Source organism: Lysobacter sp. N42 (assembly GCF_004344885.1).
Window position 1 is genome coordinate 1 of sequence record NZ_SKFB01000023.1, and the last position, 19241, is coordinate 19241.

18 protein-coding genes and 1 tRNA gene are annotated in these 19241 nt (G+C 73.2%); 13 read left to right on the forward strand and 6 right to left on the reverse strand.

Annotation, left to right across the window (positions count from 1 at the left end; genetic code table 11):
• Both EYQ95_RS19355 and EYQ95_RS19360 read right to left on the reverse strand, forming a co-directional pair.
• Nucleotides 1–514, reverse strand: a 514-nt coding sequence (locus EYQ95_RS19355) for a radical SAM protein (RefSeq protein WP_343142670.1), incomplete at its 3' end; no start/stop codon positions are given.
• Between the two features lie 114 nt (nucleotides 515–628).
• Nucleotides 629–961 (reverse strand): helix-turn-helix transcriptional regulator, encoded by a 333-nt coding sequence (locus EYQ95_RS19360; protein ID WP_132329499.1) that lies wholly within the window; start codon nucleotides 959–961, stop codon nucleotides 629–631.
• Between the two features lie 171 nt (nucleotides 962–1132).
• On the opposite strand from EYQ95_RS19360, the gene EYQ95_RS19365 reads away from it, so the two are divergent.
• The 7 genes from EYQ95_RS19365 to bfr all read left to right on the forward strand — a co-directional run bounded on the left by EYQ95_RS19365 (nucleotide 1133) and on the right by bfr (nucleotide 7525).
• On the forward strand, nucleotides 1133–1348 hold the full coding sequence (locus tag EYQ95_RS19365; protein ID WP_132329502.1) for a DUF2892 domain-containing protein: 216 nt from the start codon (nucleotides 1133–1135) through the stop codon (nucleotides 1346–1348).
• An 11-nt stretch (nucleotides 1349–1359) separates the two neighbouring features.
• Nucleotides 1360–2442, forward strand: coding sequence for an efflux RND transporter periplasmic adaptor subunit (locus EYQ95_RS19370; RefSeq protein ID WP_132329505.1), 1083 nt, complete (start codon nucleotides 1360–1362; stop codon nucleotides 2440–2442).
• Nucleotides 2435–5677 (forward strand): efflux RND transporter permease subunit, encoded by a 3243-nt coding sequence (locus EYQ95_RS19375; RefSeq protein ID WP_132329508.1) that lies wholly within the window; start codon nucleotides 2435–2437, stop codon nucleotides 5675–5677. The genes EYQ95_RS19370 and EYQ95_RS19375 overlap by 8 nt, the downstream gene beginning before the upstream one ends.
• 91 nt (nucleotides 5678–5768) lie before the next feature.
• A tRNA-Met gene (locus tag EYQ95_RS19380) sits at nucleotides 5769–5845 on the forward strand.
• Nucleotides 5846–6071: 226 nt separating this feature from the next.
• A complete protein-coding gene (locus EYQ95_RS19385; RefSeq protein WP_132329511.1) occupies nucleotides 6072–6677 on the forward strand; it encodes an RNA pyrophosphohydrolase in 606 nt (201 codons plus the stop codon).
• A 63-nt stretch (nucleotides 6678–6740) separates the two neighbouring features.
• Nucleotides 6741–6947, forward strand: a complete 207-nt coding sequence (locus tag EYQ95_RS19390) for a bacterioferritin-associated ferredoxin (protein WP_132329514.1) — start codon at nucleotides 6741–6743, stop codon at nucleotides 6945–6947.
• A gap of 98 nt (nucleotides 6948–7045) precedes the next feature.
• Nucleotides 7046–7525 carry a bacterioferritin gene (gene bfr / locus EYQ95_RS19395; RefSeq protein ID WP_132329517.1) on the forward strand — a complete coding sequence of 160 codons (480 nt, stop codon included), beginning with the start codon at nucleotides 7046–7048 and terminating at the stop codon, nucleotides 7523–7525.
• Between the two features lie 186 nt (nucleotides 7526–7711).
• Here the strand turns inward: bfr and EYQ95_RS19400 are convergent, their stop codons facing one another.
• Nucleotides 7712–8317 carry a DUF4126 domain-containing protein gene (locus tag EYQ95_RS19400; protein WP_132329520.1) on the reverse strand — a complete coding sequence of 202 codons (606 nt, stop codon included), beginning with the start codon at nucleotides 8315–8317 and terminating at the stop codon, nucleotides 7712–7714.
• A gap of 102 nt (nucleotides 8318–8419) precedes the next feature.
• Between EYQ95_RS19400 and EYQ95_RS19405 the strand changes: the two genes are divergently transcribed.
• From EYQ95_RS19405 to nudC, 3 genes are all read left to right on the forward strand, one after another.
• Nucleotides 8420–9103 (forward strand): DUF6776 family protein, encoded by a 684-nt coding sequence (locus tag EYQ95_RS19405; protein ID WP_132329523.1) that lies wholly within the window; start codon nucleotides 8420–8422, stop codon nucleotides 9101–9103.
• 65 nt (nucleotides 9104–9168) lie between these two features.
• Nucleotides 9169–9543 carry an iron-sulfur cluster insertion protein ErpA gene (gene erpA, locus EYQ95_RS19410; protein WP_132329526.1) on the forward strand — a complete coding sequence of 125 codons (375 nt, stop codon included), beginning with the start codon at nucleotides 9169–9171 and terminating at the stop codon, nucleotides 9541–9543.
• Nucleotides 9540–10469 (forward strand): NAD(+) diphosphatase, encoded by a 930-nt coding sequence (nudC, locus tag EYQ95_RS19415; RefSeq protein ID WP_132329529.1) that lies wholly within the window; start codon nucleotides 9540–9542, stop codon nucleotides 10467–10469. The genes erpA and nudC overlap by 4 nt, the downstream gene beginning before the upstream one ends.
• Nucleotides 10470–10476: 7 nt before the next feature.
• Here nudC and EYQ95_RS19420 read toward each other — a convergent pair whose 3' ends face one another.
• The 3 genes from EYQ95_RS19420 to EYQ95_RS19430 form a co-directional block, all read right to left on the reverse strand.
• The gene (locus tag EYQ95_RS19420) at nucleotides 10477–10887 is read right to left on the reverse strand and encodes a DUF2752 domain-containing protein (RefSeq protein WP_243699989.1); all 411 of its coding nucleotides are present in this window, start codon (nucleotides 10885–10887) and stop codon (nucleotides 10477–10479) included.
• Nucleotides 10884–11246, reverse strand: a complete 363-nt coding sequence (locus EYQ95_RS19425; protein ID WP_132329532.1) for a CD225/dispanin family protein — start codon at nucleotides 11244–11246, stop codon at nucleotides 10884–10886. The genes EYQ95_RS19420 and EYQ95_RS19425 overlap by 4 nt, the downstream gene beginning before the upstream one ends.
• A gap of 94 nt (nucleotides 11247–11340) precedes the next feature.
• Nucleotides 11341–13239, reverse strand: coding sequence for an MFS transporter (locus EYQ95_RS19430; protein ID WP_132329535.1), 1899 nt, complete (start codon nucleotides 13237–13239; stop codon nucleotides 11341–11343).
• Nucleotides 13240–13412: 173 nt separating this feature from the next.
• On the opposite strand from EYQ95_RS19430, the gene EYQ95_RS19435 reads away from it, so the two are divergent.
• The 3 genes from EYQ95_RS19435 to EYQ95_RS19445 all read left to right on the forward strand — a co-directional run bounded on the left by EYQ95_RS19435 (nucleotide 13413) and on the right by EYQ95_RS19445 (nucleotide 19240).
• Complete coding sequence (locus tag EYQ95_RS19435; RefSeq protein WP_132329538.1) at nucleotides 13413–15899, forward strand: HAD-IC family P-type ATPase; 2487 nt, start codon at nucleotides 13413–13415, stop codon at nucleotides 15897–15899.
• Nucleotides 15900–16092: 193 nt separating this feature from the next.
• Nucleotides 16093–17265: an acyl-CoA dehydrogenase family protein gene (locus EYQ95_RS19440; protein WP_132329541.1), complete on the forward strand. Its 1173-nt coding sequence runs from the start codon at nucleotides 16093–16095 to the stop codon at nucleotides 17263–17265.
• A gap of 4 nt (nucleotides 17266–17269) precedes the next feature.
• Nucleotides 17270–19240, forward strand: a complete 1971-nt coding sequence (locus EYQ95_RS19445; RefSeq protein WP_132329544.1) for an ATP-binding protein — start codon at nucleotides 17270–17272, stop codon at nucleotides 19238–19240.
• Nucleotide 19241: the final 1 nt, after the last annotated feature.

Sequence of the window (19241 nt, forward strand, 5' to 3'; positions counted from 1 at the left end):
TGAAGCCCAGCGCCGCCAGGCGGGCGATGTCCTCGGGCTCGACGAAGCGCGGGTCCAGCTCGATGGAGATGTCGCGGCCCTCGTCCTCGGAGAACAGGAAATGCCGGCGCAGCGTGCGCACGCATTCGCCGAGCTGGCCGGGCGAGAGGAAATTCGGCGTGCCGCCGCCGAAATGCAGCTGGATGACCTCGCGATCGCGATCGAACAGCTCCGACACCAGCGCGATCTCGCGGTAGAGCCGCGCCAGGTACAGCTCGCCGCGCGTGGCATCGCGGGTGATGATGCGGTTGCAGCCACAGTAGAAGCAGGGGCTGGCACAGAACGGCACGTGCACGTACAGCGAGAGCCGCCGCGGGATCGGGTCCCCGTTGCTCGCCGCGACCGACGCGCGCAGCTGCGCCTGGCCGAAGTCGCTGCGGAACTGCGGCGCGGTGGGATAGGACGTGTAGCGCGGCCCGGGGCGGTCGTAACGCTCCAGGAGGCTGCGGTCGGGCAGGAGAGGGGTTGTCGCCATGACGACACCCTAGGCCCCGTGCGGTGCCGGTGCCTTGACCCGCGTCAACCGCGCCGGCACGCACCGCCTGCGTTCAGCCGCAGGCGGCGGCAGGCAGACCCGCGCGAAGCGGCGCTAGCGGCTGCCGTCGCAGTAGAGGTCGTGCAGCAGGTGGATGACGCGTCCGGCCGGACCTTCGGCCAACGAGTAGTAGATGGTCTGCGCGTCGCGCCGCGTGCAGACCAGGCCTTCGTTGCGCAGCACCGCCAGATGCTGCGACAGCGCCGACTGGCTGAGGTCGACTTCTCCGTTGAGCTGGCCGACCGAGCGCTCCCCGTCGGCCAGCAGGCACAGGATCATCAGCCGGTTCTCGTTGGCGAGTGCGCGCAACAGGCGGCTCGCGTCGCCGGCGTGCCGGCGCATGGCGTCCGGGTCCATCGCGGCCTTTCGGGATGTCGTTCGCGGCATGTCCACCTCGTCCTCGCCCCTGCATGACGGGCCGGGCACGGGCCGGATTCTAGAGGCCGCCCGTCGCCGGCTCGAATATGAGTTGACGCTAATATTCGGAGCGTCTAATGTAAAGCCCCGTGCACGGATCCGTCCGTGCGGTGGACTCCCTTGGAACGCGAGGTGACGACGATGCGTATCGACCGTGCGGTACTGGCCTTCGCCGGCGTGATGGTGCTCGCCAGCGTGGCGCTCACGCAGCTGGTTTCGCCGTGGTGGTGGCTGCTCACGGCCTTCGTGGGCCTGAACCTGCTGCAGTCGGCCTTCACCGGCTTCTGCCCGGCGGCCATGCTGATGCGGCGGCTGGGCGTGGGCCGCGGCCAGCCCGACGGCTGCGGCTTCCGCTGACGGCCGCCCGCATGAAGCCGATCCGGACCGCCCTGCAGCTGGCCCTGCTGCTGCTTGCCGGCTGCGCCGCCGATGCCCCCGCGCCCCCCGCGACCACGCCGCCACGCCTGGACACGCTGCAGGTGCAGGCCGGGGTGGAGGCCGGCGGCCGCAGCTGGGATGGCGTGGTGGAGGCGGTCCGGCAGGCGGACCTCGCCGCGCAGACCGCCGGCCGCGTCACCGCGGTGGACGTGGACATCGACGATCGCGTGCGCAGCGGCCAGGTGCTGCTGCGGCTGACCGCGGTCGAGCAGCAGGCCGGTGCCGACACGGCACGTGCCCAGCTGCGCGCCGCGCAGGCCGCGGCCACGGAGGCCGAGGCCAGCTACCGGCGCATCGCCGCGCTGGCCGGCGGGCAGTACGTCTCGCGCGCGCAGCTCGACCAGGCCCGCGCCGCGCGCGACGCCGCGGTGGCCGCGCGCGAGGCCGCGCGTGCGCAGCTGGCGCAGGCGGCACAGCAGTCGGCCTATACCGTCGTGCGCGCGCCTTTCGATGGCGTGGTGAGCCGGCGCGTGGTCCACCCGGGCGAGTCGGTCGCACCGGGGCAGCCGTTGCTGTCCCTGCATGCGCCGGGCGCGCTGCGCGTGGAGGTGCAGGTGCCGCAGTCCGACGCCGAGGCGATCCGACGCGCGGGCCCGCCCACCCTGTTGCTGGCCGACGGCCGCCGCGTGGCGGCCGCGCAGGCGGTGGTATTCCCCGCTGCCGACCCGGCCACCCACAGCGTCGGCGTGCGCGTGCAGCTGCCCACGCTGGCCGATCCGCCGCGACCGGGCAGCACGGCCAAGGTGGTGTTTCCGATCGCAGGCACCGCGGGCAGGGCGCCGGTCGTCACCGTTCCGCGCGATGTGCTCGTGCAGCGCGGCGAGGTCAGTGGCGTGTACGTGGTCGACGATGCGCGCGTGGTCCTGCGCCAGGTCCGCCTCGGCCGCACGGCCGGGGATCGCGTCGAGGTGCTCTCGGGCCTGAAGCCGGGCGAGCGCGTGGCCCGCGACCCGGTCGCCGCCACCCGCGCACTGGCCGAGCGCCGCGAAGCCGCGGAGGCCGCGCATGACTGACCCCGGCCGCACGCCTGCGCGGCTCGGCCTGTCCGGGCGCCTTGCCGCCGCCTTCCAGGCCAATCCGCTCACGCCCATTCTCGCGCTCATGGGCCTGCTGCTGGGCCTGGTCGCGGTGCTGATCACCCCGCGCGAGGAAGAGCCGCAGATCGACGTCACCATGGCGAACGTGTTCGTGCCGTTCCCCGGCGCGGGCGCGCGCGACGTCGAGCAGCTGGTGAGCACGCCACTGGAGCAGAAGCTCGCCGAGATCGAGGGCGTCAAGCACGTCTACTCGGTGAGCCGCCCGGGCATGGCGGTGCTCACCGTCGAATACACCGTGGGCGTGGAACGCCAGCCGGCGATCGTGCGCCTGTACAACCAGGTCTATTCCAACCAGGACTGGATGCCGCCCGGCGTCGGCGTCGGCCAGCCGCTGATCAAGCCCAAGGGCATCGACGACGTGCCGGTGATGGCGGTGACGCTGTGGACCGACGATGCCGCGCGCGGCCCGGTGGACCTGGCGGCCGTCGCGCACACGCTGGAAACCGAGTTCAAGCGCATTCCCGGCACGCGCGACGTCTACACCGTCGGCGCGCCGGACCGCGTGGTGGCGGTCACCCTCGATCCGGCCCGCCTCGCCGGCTATGGCCTCACGGTGGACGAGCTGGCGCAGGCGCTGCGCGCGGCCAATGCCGTGCGCCACGTGGGCGAACGCGTCGGACCGCAGGGCGCCACGCCGGTCAGCGCCGGCACCTTCCTGGCGGACGAATCGGCCGTGCGCGACCTGGTCATCGGCCTCGCGCAGGGCCGCCCGCTGCGCCTGTCGGACGTGGCCGACGTGCGCGCCGGCGGCGACGTGCCCGCGCGTTACGCCTGGCACGGCGTGCCCGCCGGGCGCGAAGGCCCCGCCACCGGCATCGCGCCGGCGGTCACGCTCGCCATCGCCAAGAAGCCCGGCAGCAATGCCGCCGACATCACCACCGCCGTGCGCGAGCGCCTGGCGCAGCTCGACGGCGTGCTGATTCCCGAGGGCGTGCGGGCCGAGGTCACCCGCGACTACGGCGCCACCGCCACCGACAAGGCGCAGAAGCTGATCCAGAAGCTGGTGTTCGCCACCGGCTCGGTGGTGCTGCTGGTGCTGTTCGCGCTGGGCTGGCGCGAGGCCGTCGTGGTCGGCACCGCGGTGATCCTGACGCTCGCGCTCACCCTGTTCGCATCGTGGGCGATGGGCTTCACGCTCAACCGCGTCTCGCTGTTCGCGCTGATCTTCTCGATCGGCATCCTGGTCGACGACGCGATCGTGGTGGTCGAGAACATCCACCGCCACATGGCCCGCGGCGGCCGCAGCCTGCGCGAGGCCATCCCGCCGGCGGTGGACGAGGTCGGCGGGCCGACCATCCTGGCCACGTTCACCGTCATCGCGGCGCTGATGCCGATGGCGTTCGTGTCCGGGCTGATGGGCCCGTACATGCGGCCGATCCCGATCAACGCCTCGGCCGGCATGCTGATTTCGCTGGCGATCGCGCTCATCGTCACGCCCTGGCTGTCGCTCAAGCTGCTCTCGCGCCACGTCGTGCACGCGCCGGACGCGCATGCGCAGGCCGGCACGCCCGACCGCCTGCATCGGCTGTTCGAGCGTGTGATGCGGCCCTTCCTCGACGCCGCGCGCGGCGCCCGCCGTCGTCGCCTGCTCTTTGCCGGCATGGCCGGCGCGGTGGTCCTGGCGGCCTCGTTCGCCGCCTTCGGCTGGGTGGTGCTGAAGATGCTGCCCTTCGACAACAAGTCCGAACTGCAGGTAGTCGTCGACCTGCCCGAGGGCCGCACGCTGGAGGACACCGACGCGCTGCTGCGCGAGCTGGCCACCGCGGTGGACGCGGTGCCGGAGGTGCTCGACTACCAGGGCTATGCCGGTACCGCCGCGCCGATCAACTTCAACGGGCTGGTGCGGCAGTACTTCCTGCGCAGCGGGCCGAACGTCGGCGACCTGCAGGTCAACCTGGTCGACAAGCACGAGCGCGACCGCCAGAGCCACGAGATCGCACGCGCGCTGCGGCCTGCGCTCACGGAGATCGGCCGCCGCCACGGCGCGTCGGTCAAGGTCGTGGAAGTGCCGCCCGGCCCGCCGGTGCTGGCGCCGCTGGTGGCCGAGGTGTACGGGCCCGACTACGCACGCAGCCGGCAGGTGGCGAAGGCGCTGGAGCAGCGCTTCCTCGCCACCGCGGGCATCGTCGACGTCGACAGCAGCGTCGAGGGCGACGCCCCGCGCGAGGTGCTGGTGGTCGACCGCGTGCGCGCCGCGCGCCTGGGCGTGCCGCAGGCGGCGATCGCCGACGCCCTCGCCGCCGCGGTGTCCGGCCTGGACGCCACCTACCTGCAGGACGCCGCGTCGAAGTATCCGCGCGCGGTGCGCCTGCGCCTGCCCGCGTCCGAACAGGCCACGCTGGACCGCCTGCTCGCGCTGCGCGTCCGCGGCGGCCAGGGCCAGCTGGTGCCGTTGTCGGAGCTGGTGGAAGTGCGCCGCGCCGCCTGGGATGGCGCCATCCACCACAAGGACCTGCTGCCGGTGGTGTACGTGACCGGCGACGAGGCCGGCGAGCACGACAGCCCGCTGTACGGCATGTTCGACCTGGTCGGCCAGTTGCGCGGGCAGGCCGTCGGCGGCCAGCCGATCGCGCAGGCCTTCATCGCCCAGCCGGAGGACACCAGCGGCTTCGCGGTGAAGTGGGACGGCGAGTGGCAGATCACCTACGAGACGTTCCGCGACATGGGCATCGCCTACGCGGCCGGCATGGTGCTGATCTACCTGCTGGTGGTGGCGCAGTTCCGCAGCTATCGGGTGCCGCTGGTGATCATGGCGCCGATTCCGCTCACCGTGATCGGCGTCATGCCCGGCCACGCGCTGCTGGGCGCGCAGTTCACCGCCACCTCGATGATCGGCATGATCGCGCTGGCCGGCATCATCGTGCGCAACTCGATCCTGCTGGTGGACTTCATCAACCAGGCGGTGGCCGAAGGGCGCGATCCGGGCGACGCGGTGATCGAGGCCTGCGCCGTGCGCGCCAAGCCGATCGCGCTGACCGCGCTGGCGGCGATGATGGGCGCGTTCTTCATCCTCGACGACCCGATCTTCAACGGCCTGGCGGTCTCGCTGATCTTCGGCATCTTCGTCAGCACGGTGCTCACGCTCGTGGTCATCCCGCTGCTGTACTTCGGGCTGCTGCAGCGCGGCCGGGGCAGGGAGGCCGCGGCCTGACCGGCGTCGTGGCCCGGCTGGTGGTCGCCCGTCGTCATCGCACCGATTGACAGCCGGCAGCCGACCCGGAAGAATTCGCGGTTCACCGCGTGGCTATGTAGCTCAGCCGGTTAGAGCACAGCACTCATAATGCTGGGGTCGGTGGTTCGAGTCCACCCATAGCCACCATGCGGTTCTTCGTAAACCCCGCGAAATCGCGGGGTTTTTTCGTATCCGCCACGCGTGCGGCGGAGTGGCGCCGGCGGTCGGCGCCCGCGCCCGGCATGGGTCCGGCATGGGTCCGGCGGGCGCCGTATGGCCATGGGCCTTCACACCGTGCTCGCTTGTTGTGCACGGGACCCCGTGGCACAGTCGGTCGCAGTGGCCTTGGGCCAAAGTGATCGGGGTCGGCGACGTGATCGATCCGGATGGTTACCGCCCCAACGTGGGCATCGTGATCATGAACACCGCGGGCCAGGTGTTCTGGGCGCGGCGCGTGCATCGCGACGGCTGGCAGTTCCCGCAGGGCGGGATGAACACCGACGAGACGCCGCTGGAGGCCATGTACCGCGAGCTGCGGGAGGAAACCGGCCTGCTGCCCCAGCACGTCGACGTGCTCGACGCCACGCCCGGCTGGCTGCGTTACCGGCTGCCCCAGCGCGCCATCCGCCGGCACGACCGGCTGGTCTGCATCGGCCAGAAGCAGGTGTGGTTCCTGCTGCAGCTCAAGGGTAGCGAGGCGGACGTGCGCCTGGACCTGTGCGACAAGCCCGAGTTCGACCACTGGCGCTGGGTGGACTTCTGGTATCCGCTGGAGCACGTGGTCACGTTCAAGCGCGGCGTGTACTCGCGGGCACTCAGGCACCTGGCGCCGGCCGCCCGGCGGGTCGCCGGGGTCCATGCCGTGCCGCTGCCGGCGCCGGATCCGCGCCAGGCCCGCGACCCCGGGCGCACCCGCCTCAGGCCGCGCTCGGCTGGCCCGCTGCTGAACCCGCGCCTGGGCGAGTCGCCGGCTAATTGACAATCATTCGCATCCGTGGCGCAATGGCTCCGCGGCCACCCGGCCGCATGAGCCGACCCCGCCATGTACGTCTGCATCTGCAACGGAGTGACCGACCGCCAGATCCGCCAGGCCGCGGAGGCCGGCTGCCGGTCGGTGGCCGAGCTGACCATGCGCACCGGCGCCGGCGCCAACTGCGGCAGCTGCATCGACATGGCCATGGCGCTGCTGGACGAAGTCCACGCCGGCGCGATGCCGCTTCCGCTGCCGGTGTTCCAGCGCGCCGCCTGACCGCCGCCGCGCGGCGTCAGATGCACTCGATTCGCGTTACGTCACGCAGCGCGCGCCATCGCTAGAGTGGGCCTCCCCGCGTCATCGGAAGCCGGCTCATGAAGGGCGATCCCAAGGTCATCGAATTCCTCAACCGCGCGCTCTACAACGAGCTCACGGCGATCAACCAGTACTTCCTGCACGCCAAGATGCTGAAGAACTGGGGCCTGAAGGAGCTGGCCGAGCACGAGTACCACGAGTCCATCGACGAGATGAAGCACGCGGACAAGCTGTCCGAGCGCATCCTGTTCCTCGACGGCCTGCCGAACTTCCAGGCGCTGGGCAAGCTGCGCATCGGCGAGGACCCGCGCGAGGTGCTCAATGCCGACCTCGCGCTCGAGTACGAAGCGCTGCCGCTGCTGCGCGAGGCGATCGCCTACTGCGAGCAGGTCAACGACTACGTCAGCCGCAAGCTGTTCGCCGACATCCTCGAGTCCGAGGAAGAGCACATCGACTGGATCGAGACCCAGCTCGCGCTGATGGACCGGCTGGGCGATCCGCTGTACCTGCAGAGCAAGATCGGCGACAGCGGGGACTGATCGCATCGGCCGGTTCGCGTCGCCCGGGCGAGCGGCGCGCACCCGCACGCCATCGCCCGACTCCCTTGGGCGCACAGAGGCGCCGCGGCTGCAGCACCGGGACCACGCCAACGGCCGTGCCGGACGCGACGCCGCGAGGCCGCGTGTCGTTCGCCGTGCCTGGCCCGGGTGCGCTCCGCTGCCGGGCTAGGGGCCTAGCGCGCCTGGCTGCCGCGCCGCGCGCGATTCGCGCCAGCCGCGCCGCAGCCGCCGCCAGATCCACCACACCGGCAGCGCGATCGCCAGGCTCAGGGCGACCACCAGCGCGAGCGCCAGCCAGGGATGGTTGAAGACCAGCGCCAGCCCGCCCACCACGGCCACGTCCTCCGTTGCGGAAGCCGCCCAGTTGCTCACCGGTTCGGGCGAGGTGTTCACCAGCACGCGGGTGCCCGCCTTCAGTGCGTGGCTGGCCAGCGCCACGCCCGCGCCGGTGGCGAGCGCGCCGGCGCCGAGTTCCCCGTCGGGCGACAGCGCCGCCGCGGCCAGGAACGCGCCCGCGGGAATGCGCAGCAGCGTGTGCAGCAGGTCCCAGCCCGAGTCGACGCCCGGGATCTTGTCGGCGAAGAATTCCGCCAGCGCCAGCACCGCGGCCACGCCCAGGACCCAGGGCGACTGGGTGACCTGCAATGCCGACGGCAGCTCCATCCAGCCCATCGCGCCGGCCAGGCCGACGCCGAAGACCGTGAGGTAGACGCGTACGCCGGCGAGCCAGGCGAGCACGAGGCCGAGCGCGAACACGTGGGCTTCGGACATGGCGGTTCTCCGGGCGATGCCGCCCGAGTATAGGGACGCCTCCGGCATGGTCCCGTCGCGGGCCGGGCGGTAGGCTCGCGGGACCATCGCGCCGGAACCGGTATGTCTCCCACCCCGTCGTCTCCCCATGCCGCGCGTGCCGGCCTCGGGCTGGTCGTCGCCCTGCTGGTCTTCCTCGCCGCCCTGCTCTTCGGTGCCTGGGGCGTCTGGCAGGTCTCGCGCGGCGTGGCCCCGCCGCCCTGCGATCCGGCCACCACCGAGGAACTCGCCCGCCAGGTGGCCATGCTCACGCGCTCGGACCAGGTCAGCCGCGAGGCCAACACCCGCCTGCAGTCGACGCTCGCCGAACGCGAGGAGGAGATCGCGGGTCTGAAGGCCGACGTCGACTTCTACGAACGCCTCGTCGGCGCCACCAGCCAGCGCCGCGGCCTGTCGGTGCATGCCCTGCGGATGCGGGCGCAGACCGGCGGCGCCTGGCATTTCAATGCCGTGCTGACCCAGAACCTCAGCCGCGGCAGCGTCAGCGCCGGGCGGCTGACGCTGTCCATCGAGGGCAGCCAGGACGGCCGGCTGCGCCGGCTGGACTGGGCCGCGCTGCGCCAGTCCCCGAACGCGCCCGGCGTGGACTACTCCTTCCGCTACTTCCAGGAAGTGGAAGGCGACGTCTTCCTGCCGCCGGGCTTCACGCCCGTACGCGTGACCGCCCGCCTGCAACCGCAACGCGGCGCCGCGGTGGAGCACTCGGTGACGTGGGCGGAGGCGACCGCGGCCCCGCCCGGTGCGTGAAAGCCGCAACGCAGCGCGCCGCGCGCGGCGCTTGATGGGCCGCGCCGCGGCCCTATGCTGACGGGATGGAAACGATCGACCTGCCCACCGCCCCGGGCTACCAGTCGCTGGGCAACGCGCTCACCTTCACCGCCTCCGCCGCCGCCAAGGTGCGCGAGCTGATCGCGGAGGAGGGCAACGACGCGCTCAAGCTGCGCGTATACATCCAGGGCGGCGGCTGCTCGGGCTTCCAGTACGGCTTCGAGTTCGACGAGACCCAGGCCGAGGACGATCTCGCGGTGGTCACCGACGGCGTCACCCTCGTGGTCGACCCGCTGAGCCTGCAGTACCTCATGGGGGCTACGGTGGACTACACCGAGAGCCTGCACGGCGCGCAGTTCGTGATCCGCAATCCGAACGCCAAGACCACCTGCGGCTGCGGTTCCTCGTTCTCGGCATGAGCCCCGCGCGCGGCGAGGGACCCTTCGCGTACGTGGAGGCCGATCCCGTCGCCGCCGCGCTCGATCGTGCCGACCACCTGCGCGGCGACATGCGCGCGCTGGCCGACGCCTGGGCCGGCGCGCGGCTGATCGCGGTGGATGCGGAGGGCCTGGCGCTGGCCGGCGCGGACGGCCGCCTGTTCGATCTCGATCCCGGGCGGGTGGACTTCGACCCCGAGCGTGCGCTCTTCCTCGGCCTGGACGCTGCCGGGCGTGCCTGGTTCGCGCTCGATGCGGGCGTGGCCGACGTCGACGCCCCGCAGCGCCGTGACCTGCGCGCGGCCGCCGCCAACTGGCCCGCGCCCGAGGCCGCCGCCTTCGCCCAGGCGCGCGCGCTGCTGCACTGGCGCCGCCGCCATCGCCACTGCGGCGCCTGCGGCGGCGCGCTCGCGTTCTCGCGCGGCGGCTGGCTGGGTCGCTGCGCGGCCTGCGCGCTGGACCATTACCCGCGCACCGACCCGGCGGTGATCGTGGCGGTGGGCGACGGCGACCGCCTGCTGCTCGGCCGGCAGGCCGCCTGGCCGGCGCGTCGCTGGTCGGTGATCGCCGGGTTCGTCGAGCCGGGCGAATCCCTGGAGCAGACGGTCGCGCGCGAGGTGCACGAGGAAACCGGCGTGCGCGTGCGGGCCTGCCGCTACCTCGCGTCGCAGCCGTGGCCGTTCCCGTCGGCGCTGATGCTGGGCTTCATCGCCGAAGCCGAGCCCGGCTGCCAGGCGCGCGCCTCCGACGAGCTCGAGGACGCGCGCTGGTTCGAACGCACGGAGATCGAGGCCGCGCTGGCGGCGGAAGCGCGTGGCACGCCGGACGAAGGGCCGTTCCTGCTGCCTTCGCGCATTTCCATCGCGCACTGGCTGGTGCGGCAGTGGCTGGCCGCGCGCGTCGACTGAGCGTGGATCAGGCCGGCGCGAGCGAGGTGAACGGCGCCCAGGGCAGGTTGCGCAGCACGCCGAAGGCCACCGTGACCACGAGCCAGCCCCACGGGTTGTAGAGCCATCGCGCGGCCGCGCCGCGCAGAAACCGGCGCGGGCCGAATTCGTTCGCCGCCATCAGGGCCAGCGCCGGCAGCATCGCCATCAGCATCGCGTTCATGCGCACCGCGCGCTGCAGGTCGCCGTGGGCGAGCGCGTGCAGCATGCGGGTCAGGCCGCAGCCGGGGCAGAGCAGGCCGGTGATCGAACGGAAGATGCAGGGCGGGAACAGGCTGCCCGGTGCATTGGGGTCGAACAGGCGCAGCAGCACGAAGCCGGCGACCGCCGCGAGGGCGGTCGCCGTGATCACGACCGGGCGGGCGGCCGCGGTGATCACACGCCCTGCATGGCCTGCATGGCCTCGAACTGCTCCATCATGTCGCCCCACTGGCCGGTGGCGACGACGTAGCTGACCCACAGCAGGCCGAGGATGTTCAGGGCGGTCGTGATCCAGCACCAGAGCCTGGCGTTGGACGAGGCGCGCTGGGCGGCCACGTAGTCGCCGCGGTTGAGCGCCGAGTTGACCTGCGTGGAGAACACGATCGCGACGATGCCGGGGATGGTGCCGATGATGCAGCACAGGCACAGCGAGAGCACGGTGCCGATGATCGACCATGCGAGGTACGTCGGTACCGGGCGGCGCGGCTCCTCGACGGGTGCGTTCGGGGCGCTGTAGATGGGCGGCGGCGTGCTCATGGCGATCCTCGGGCAGTGGAAGGGAGCGGGCCGCGCGGCGCGTGCCCTGTCGCGATGCTAGCGCAGCGATCGAGCCGCCTGTCGCCCGGCCGCCTCACGCCGCATCCCCGCGCAGCGCCCGCACCTGCGCCTCCAGCGACGCCGCGCTGGCCGTCGCCCCGTCGACCGGCGCATCGGCCACCACCTCCACGTGCGCGCGAAAGCGCCGCGGCACGCGCATGCGGCCCAGGCGGGTGTCGCGCCGGCTCCACATGCTGGCCCACATGCCGCGAAGCGCCATCGGCACCACCGGCACGGGGCGGCGGGCGAGGATCTTCTCCACCCCCGACTTGAACGGCGCGATCGCCCCGTCCTTCGTCAGCGCGCCCTCGGGGAAGATGCCCACGAGCTCGCCGGCCGCCAGCGCGGCATCGATCTCGTCGAACGCGCGCTGTATCAGCGCCGGGTCCTCCTTCGCGCCGGCGATGGGAATGGCGCGCGCCGTGCGGAAGATCCAGCGCATCACCGGGATGTTGAAGATGCGGTAGTACATGACGAAGCGCACCGGGCGCGGAATGCTGCCGGCCAGGATCAGCGCGTCCATGTAGCTCACGTGGTTGCAGACGATCAGCGCCGCGCCCTCGTCGGGCACGTGCCGCTCGACGCCGTGCACGCGCAGGCGGTACAGGCTGCGCACCAGCAGCCAGCTGACGAAGCGCATCGCGAACTCGGGCACGATGCCGAAGATCCACAGCGACACCAGCGTGTTGACCACCGCGAGCGCGAGGAACAGTTGCGGCAGCGTCCAGCCCAGCAGCTGCTGCGCGCCGATGCTCAGGCCGGTGGCGAGCACGATCAGCAGCGCGTTCTGGATGTTCATGCCGGCGATCACGCGCGCCAGCTCGTCCTTCGGCGTGCGCGACTGGATCAGCGCGAAAAGCGGCACCACGAACACGCCGGCCGAGAGGCCGATGCCGACGAGGTCGATGCACAGGCGCGTGCTGCCCGGCTGCGCGAGGAAGCCCGCCACCGTCAGGTTCGATGCCGTCGCCGCGGCCTGCCGCGCGAAGGCGAGGTCGAACAGGAAGACGCTCATGCCCAGCGCGCCCAGCGGCACCAGGCCGATCTCGACCGTGCGCGCCGACAGCTTCTCGCAGCCCAGCGACCCGATGCCCACGCCGACCGAGAACAGCGCCAGCGCGAACACGTATAGCGTGGCGGTGCCGCCCATGAATTCCTCGGCGTACACCGGCAGGTTGCCGGTGAGCACCGTGCCCACGAACCAGAACCAGGACACGCCCAGCACGCTGTTGCGCACCGCCGGCTGCCTGCGCGTGAGCCTCCAGATGCGGACCGACTCGGGGATCGGGTTCCACTGGATGCGAAGGTCCGGGGCGCCGGCGCCGGCTTCCGGGATCGCACGGCTCGCCAGGTGCCCCGCCACGGCCAGCGCGATCACCGCCGTACCCGCCACCCACGGCCCGTCCGCGCCCGCGAGCGCGAACACCAGGCCGCCCGCGATCATGCCCAGGAGGATGGACAGCGAAGTGCCCATCTCCACCAGCCCGTTGCCGCCGGTGAGCTCCTCCGGCTTGAGCACCGAAGGCAGGATTGAATACTTCACCGGCCCGAACAGCGTGGACTGCACGCCGGTGAGGAACAGCGCGGCCAGCAGCACCGGCATCGACTGCAGCACGAAGCCCATGGCCGCCACCGACATGATCGCGATCTCCATCAGCGTCACGATGCGGATCAGCCGCGCCTTCTCCAGCTTCTCCGCGATCTGCCCGGCGGTGGCGGAGAACAGGAAGTAGGGCAGGATGAAGATCGCCGGCGCCAGCTGCGTGTAGGTGGCGCGCTCGTCGCCCGTCATCGCGCCGGCCAGCACCATCACCCCGATCAGGCCGATGATGGCCTGGCGGAACACGTTGTCGTTGAAGGCGCCGAGCAGCTGGACGACGAAGTACGGCAGGAATCGACGCTGCGCGAGCAGCTCGAACTGGTTGTGCGCCATGCGCGGCCTCCCCGGGACGCGGCGAGCCTAGCAGAGCAGGGCGACCGAACCGCGGCGAACCCCGCAACCGGATGCGCCCGCGGTTGCGATGCGCAGGCGCCGGTTGATCCGCATCAAGCCCGCACCGCGCGCCTGCTGCACAGTAGGCCGCACCCGCACGAGGAAGGCCACCGATGCCCGTCGATGCCACGCCGTCGCCCCTGCCGTCCGCGCCCGGTGCCATGCCGGGCCTGACCGGCGACGAGGCCCGGCGCCGCCTCGCGCAGTACGGCCCCAACCAGCTGCCACGGGCGCGCCGCGGCGGCCTGCCACGCCTGCTGCTGCGCACGCTGCGCGAGCCGATGCTGCTGCTCCTGCTCTCGGCGGTCGCGCTGTACGCGGCCATGGGCGAGCCGGCCGACGCCGCCGTGCTGGCCGTGTCGGTCGTGCTGGTCGTCGCGCTCACGCTGTACCAGGAGCGGCGCTCGCAGCGGGCCATCGATGCGCTGCGCGACCTCGCCGCCCCGCGCGGGCGCGTGTGGCGCGACGGTCGCCTGGTCTCGCTGCCGGCGCCGCAGATCGTGCCCGGCGACGTGCTGTTGCTGGAGGAGGGCGACCGCGTGCCCGCCGACGCGCGCCTGCTCGAAGGCGCCGGGCTGGCGGTGGACGAATCCATGCTCACCGGCGAATCGCAGGCGGTGGACAAGACGCCGGGCGGCACGGGCGAGCCCGGCCTGCTGCGCTCGGCCTCGCTGGTGGTGCGCGGGCGCGGCGTGGCGGAGGTGCTGGCCACCGGCGCGTCCACCGAGATCGGCCGGCTGGGCCATGCCATCCGCGACATCGAACCCGCGCCCAGCCCGCTGCGCCGGCAGGTGCGCCGGCTGGTGGTCGTGTTCGCCTGGCTGGCGGCCATCGCCTCGTCCACGCTGGCGTTGCTGCACTACGCGCGCACGGGCCAGACGGTGGAGTCGCTGCTGGCGGGGCTGACCCTGGCCATCGCCAACATCCCCGAGGAATTTCCCGTGGTGCTCAGCGTGTTCCTCGCGCTGGGCGGCTGGCGCATGGCGCGGCATCGCGCGCTGGTGCGCAAGCCCGACGCGATCGAGACGCTGGGCACCATCTCCGTGCTCTGCACCGACAAGACCGGCACGCTCACGCTCAACCGCATGCGCGTGGCCGAGTGCGTGCCCGCCGCGGGCGTGGACGCCGGCGCGCTGCTCGACACCGCCGCGCTCGCGCGCCCGGTGCACGTCACCGATCCCATGGACGCCGCCCTGGGCGAGGCCGTGGCCGCGCATCCCACACTCGCGCGCGAGCGCCTGGCCGAGTACCCCTTCGGGCAGGGTGCGCTGGCCACCACGCACGTCTGGACCGGCGACGACGCGCGCCATGCCCGCGTGGCCTGCAAGGGCGCGCCCGAGGCGGTGATGGCGCTCTGCGGGCTCGACGCCTCCGCCCATGCGCAGGTGGCCGACGCGACCGCCGCGCTGGCCGCGCGTGGCCTGCGCGTACTCGGCATCGCCGCCGCCGACTGGCCGCGCGACCGCCCCCTGCCCGACGCGCAGACCGGCTTCCGCCTGCGCTGGCAGGGCCTGGTCGCCTTCGTCGACCCGCTGCGCGACGGCGCGCGCGAGGCGGTGGAGGAAGCGCGCGGCGCCGGCGTGCGCGTGCTCATGCTCACCGGCGACCACGCGGCCACGGCGCTCGCCATCGCGCGCGAGGCGGGCATCGACGCCGATGGCGGCGCGCTCACCGGCGCCGAGCTCGAAACGCTCGACGACGCCACCCTGGCCGGACGCCTGGCCGACACCCGCGTGTTCGCACGCGTGCGCCCCGAGCACAAGCTGCGCATCATCCGCGCGCTGCAGGCCCGCGGCGACGTGGTGGCCATGACCGGCGACGGCGTCAACGACGCGCCCGCGCTCGCCGCCGCCGACGTCGGCGTGGCCATGGGCGGGCGCGGCACCGACGTGGCGCGCGAGGCCGCCGCGGTGGTGCTCACCGACGACCACTTCGCCACCATCGTGCGCGCCATCCGCGCCGGCCGCGCCATCTACGACAACCTGCGCCGCGCCTCGCGCTACATCGTCGCGGTGCACGTGCCCATCACCGGGCTGGCGCTGCTGCCCGTGCTGCTGGGCATGCCGCTGCTGGTGCTGCCGCTGCACGTGGTGCTGCTCGAACTCATCATCGACCCCGCCTCGTCGCTGGTGCTCGAGCGCATCGCGCCGGCGCCGGACGTGATGCGCCGCCGCCCGCGCCCCCCGGCCCAGCCGCTGATCGCACTGCGCGACGCCGGCGTCTGCGTGCTGCTGGGCGGCGCGGCCTTCGCGGGCGTGGCGATGGCCTGGGCCTGGGCCTACCGGGCCGGCCTCGCGCTGCCGCAGCAGGCCGCCGCGGCCTTCATCGCGCTGGTCGCGGGCAACGTCGCGGTGCTGGCCGCGAGCGGGCGCGACGCGGCCGGCTCGCGCGCAGTGCTCGCCTCGCCGGCCTTCCGCGTGCTGCTGCTGGCGGTGTCGGCTGCGCTGGCGGCGCTGCTGCTGTTGCCGCCGGTGGCGCAGGCGCTGCGCTTCGACGCCCCGCCCTGGCCGGTGGTGGCGCTGGCGCTGGCGCTGCCCGCGCTCTGCGTACCGCCCGCCGCGCTTCTGGGCTGGCGCGTGCTCGCCGCGCGGCGGGGCTGAGCCCGGCTTCCATGCCCGCGACCCGTGCGCGGGGAAGGGCCGGGGCGGGCGACATGCCGCGCCCGGCACGCCGACGTTGCCGCATCGCCCCGGTGCGCCTGCACCCGCGCGCACGCAGCGCGCGTTCCGCGATGCCGGCCGCGCCTGCCGGGCTGTCAAGCGGCAATAACGGCCACTGCCCTAGACTGCACGCATGAGCGAATACTTCTCCGCGGCCCTGGCCGGCATCGTCCAGCGCGTCGAGCAGGTCGCCGCGTCCGTCATCGGGCCGGAAGCCGAACAGGTCGACCGCGACGGCACCTGGCCCGAGCGCGGCCTGCGCGCGCTCGCCGCCGAGGGCCTCGGGGGGCTCACGGTGCCCGTGCACCTGGGCGGGCTGGGGCAGGGCCTGCTGGGCATGGCGGCGGTGACCGAGGCACTGGGCCGCGCCTGCGCCTCCACCGCCATGTGCTACGGCATGCACTGCGTGGGCAGCGCGGTGATCGCCGCCAAGGCCACGCCCGAGCAGGAGGAACGCTACCTGCGGCCCATCGCGCGTGGCGAGCACCTCACCACGCTCGCGCTGTCGGAAACCGGCACCGGCGCGCATTTCTTCCTGCCGCGCGTGCGCATGCAGCGCGAGGAAGGCGGCTTCGTGGTCAGCGGCCGCAAGCAGTTCGTCACCAACGGCGGCCATGCCGACTCCTACGTCGTCTCCACCTCCGTCGAGGACCGGCCCGACGAGGACGCCGCCTATGGCGAGTTCAGCTGCCTGGTCGTGGAAGCGGGCGACGCCGGCATCGAATGGGGCGCGCCCTGGCGCGGCTTCGGCATGCGCGGCAATTCCTCGCGGCCCATGCAGCTCGACGACGTGCGCGTGCCCGCCATGCGCCTGCTCGGCCGCGAGGGCGACCAGACCTGGTACGTCTTCGAGGTGGTCGCGCCGTACTTCCTCACCGCGATGGCCGGCACCTACCTCGGCGTGGCGCAGGCCGCGCTGGAGCTCACCCTGCAGCACCTTCGCGAGCGCCGCTACGAGCACAGCGGGCAGTCGCTGGCCAACGTCGAGGTGCTGCAGCACCGCGTCGGCCAGATGTGGACGCAGGTGGAGAAGAGCCGGCTGCTGCTGTTCCACGCCGCGCGCACGGGTGACCTCGGCCAGTCCGATGCGCTCACCGCCATCCTCGCGTCCAAGGCCGATGCGGCCACCACCGCGGTCAACGTGGTCAACGAGGCGATGACCCTCGGCGGCGGCATGGCCTACCGCGAGAACGGCCTGCTCACGCGCCTTCTGCGCGACGCCCGGGCCTCGCACGTCATGTCCCCCACCACGGACATGCTCACCCTCTGGACCGGGCGCAGCGCGCTGGGTCTGCCCCTTCTCTGAGCCGATGCCCGCGCGCCTGCTGACGCTCGACCCGCCGGGCGGGATCGACGGGGCCGACGGCCCCGCGCTCGAGGCCGCGCTGGCCGCCGCGGGGCCGCCGCCCTCGCGCCATGCCAATACCGCCGAACTGCTGCGCGCGGCCACCGACGGCCCGGCCGTGCCCACCCTGGTGGTGATCGCCCCCGGCGTGGACGACCCGCTGCTGCAGGCGCGCCGCATCGCCCGCGATCTGCCGGAGGCGCGCTTCGTCTGCGTCGTGCATCCCGGCGAGGAATCGGCCCTGCGGCGCCGCGGGGCCTATGCCGCCCCCGCCGGCGGGCGCTGGTCGCTGGCCCGCATCGACGACCCCGCGCTCGGCGGCCACATCCGCGGCGAGCTCGACATCGCCCGCCAGCAGCGCCGCCTGCACACCACGCTCGACCGCATGCGCCTGCAGGTGCGCCCCGCGCCGCTGGCCGACCCCGGCGAGTACCGGCGCCTGGTCGCCTCCGACCGCTACCTGGCCAGCGTGCTGCGCCACGCACACGACGCGATCGTCTCGCTCGATCCCGAAGGCCGCGTGGTCTCCTGGAACACCGGCGCCGAACTCCGGTTCGGCCTCTCCGCCGAGCAGGCCCGGCGCCGGCCCTTCGCCACGCTCTTCCGCGACGCCGATGCCGCGGGCGATGCGATCGCCTCGGCGCTGGCCGGCTCGCACCGCATGATCGGGCTGGAAGTCGAGCGCGGCGGGCAGGTACGCCACGTCGACGCCAACTTCGGCGAGCTGCGCGACGACGCCGCCACCGTGGTGGGCGTGGTCGCCATCCTGCGCGACATCACCGAGCGCCACCGCGCCGAGGAGGAGCTGCGCGCCAGCTCGCGGCAGAAGGACGAGTTCCTGGCCATGCTCGCGCACGAGCTGCGCAACCCGCTGGCGCCGATCCGCGCCGCCACGCAGGTGCTGGGCATGATCGGGCATTCCGACCCGCGCGCGGCCGGCGCGGTGGCGGTACTGGAGCGCCAGACCGCGCACATGGCCGGGCTGATCGACGACCTGCTGGACGTCGCACGCGTCACGCGCGGCGCCGTGGCCCTGGAGCTGGAAAGCCTCGCGCTCGCCGACGTGCTGCGCGATGCCGTGGAGCAGGCGCGCGCGCTCATCGACTCGCGCGGCCACCGCCTGCACGCCGACGCCGCCGATCCCGGCCTGCGCGTGCGCGGCGACCGCAAGCGCCTGACGCAGGTCTTCGCCAACCTGCTCGTCAACGCCGCCAAGTACACCCCGCGTGGCGGCGACATCCACCTGCGCCTGTCGGGCGATGCGCGCAACGTGCGCGTCTGCGTGGCCGACACCGGCATCGGCATGGACGCGGACCTGCAGGCGCGCGTGTTCGACCTGTTCGTGCAGGGCGCGCGCACCCCCGACCGCTCCGCAGGCGGCCTTGGCGTGGGCCTGGCGCTGGTGCGCTCGCTGGTGGCCATGCATGGTGGCCATGTCAGCGCGCACAGCGAGGGCCCGGGCCGTGGCAGCCGCTTCGACGTGCTGCTGCCGCGCCTGCAGGAGGCCCCCGCCGAAAACGCCCCCGGTGTGCCCGACACCCGCCCGGCGCGTGCCGGCCAGCGCCTGCGCCTGATGGTGGTGGACGACAACGAGGACGCCGCGCGCACCCTGGGCGTGCTGCTGCAGGCGCTGGGCCACCGCGTGGACGTCGAGATCGACCCGCGCGCCGCCCTGGCCCGCGCCAGCCGCGAGATGCCCGACGCGCTGATCCTCGACATCGGCATGCCGCACCTGGACGGCTACGAGCTCGCCCGCCGCATCCGCGGCCTGCACGCCCCGCACCGCCCCGTGCTGATCGCCCTCACCGGCTACGGCCACCAGGCCGACCGCGACCGCGCCGCGCAGGCCGGCTTCGACCACCACCTGGTCAAGCCGCTGGATCCGCCCCAGCTGGTGCGAGTGCTGGACGGGGTGCAGCCGGGGGAGCCGGCCTGAG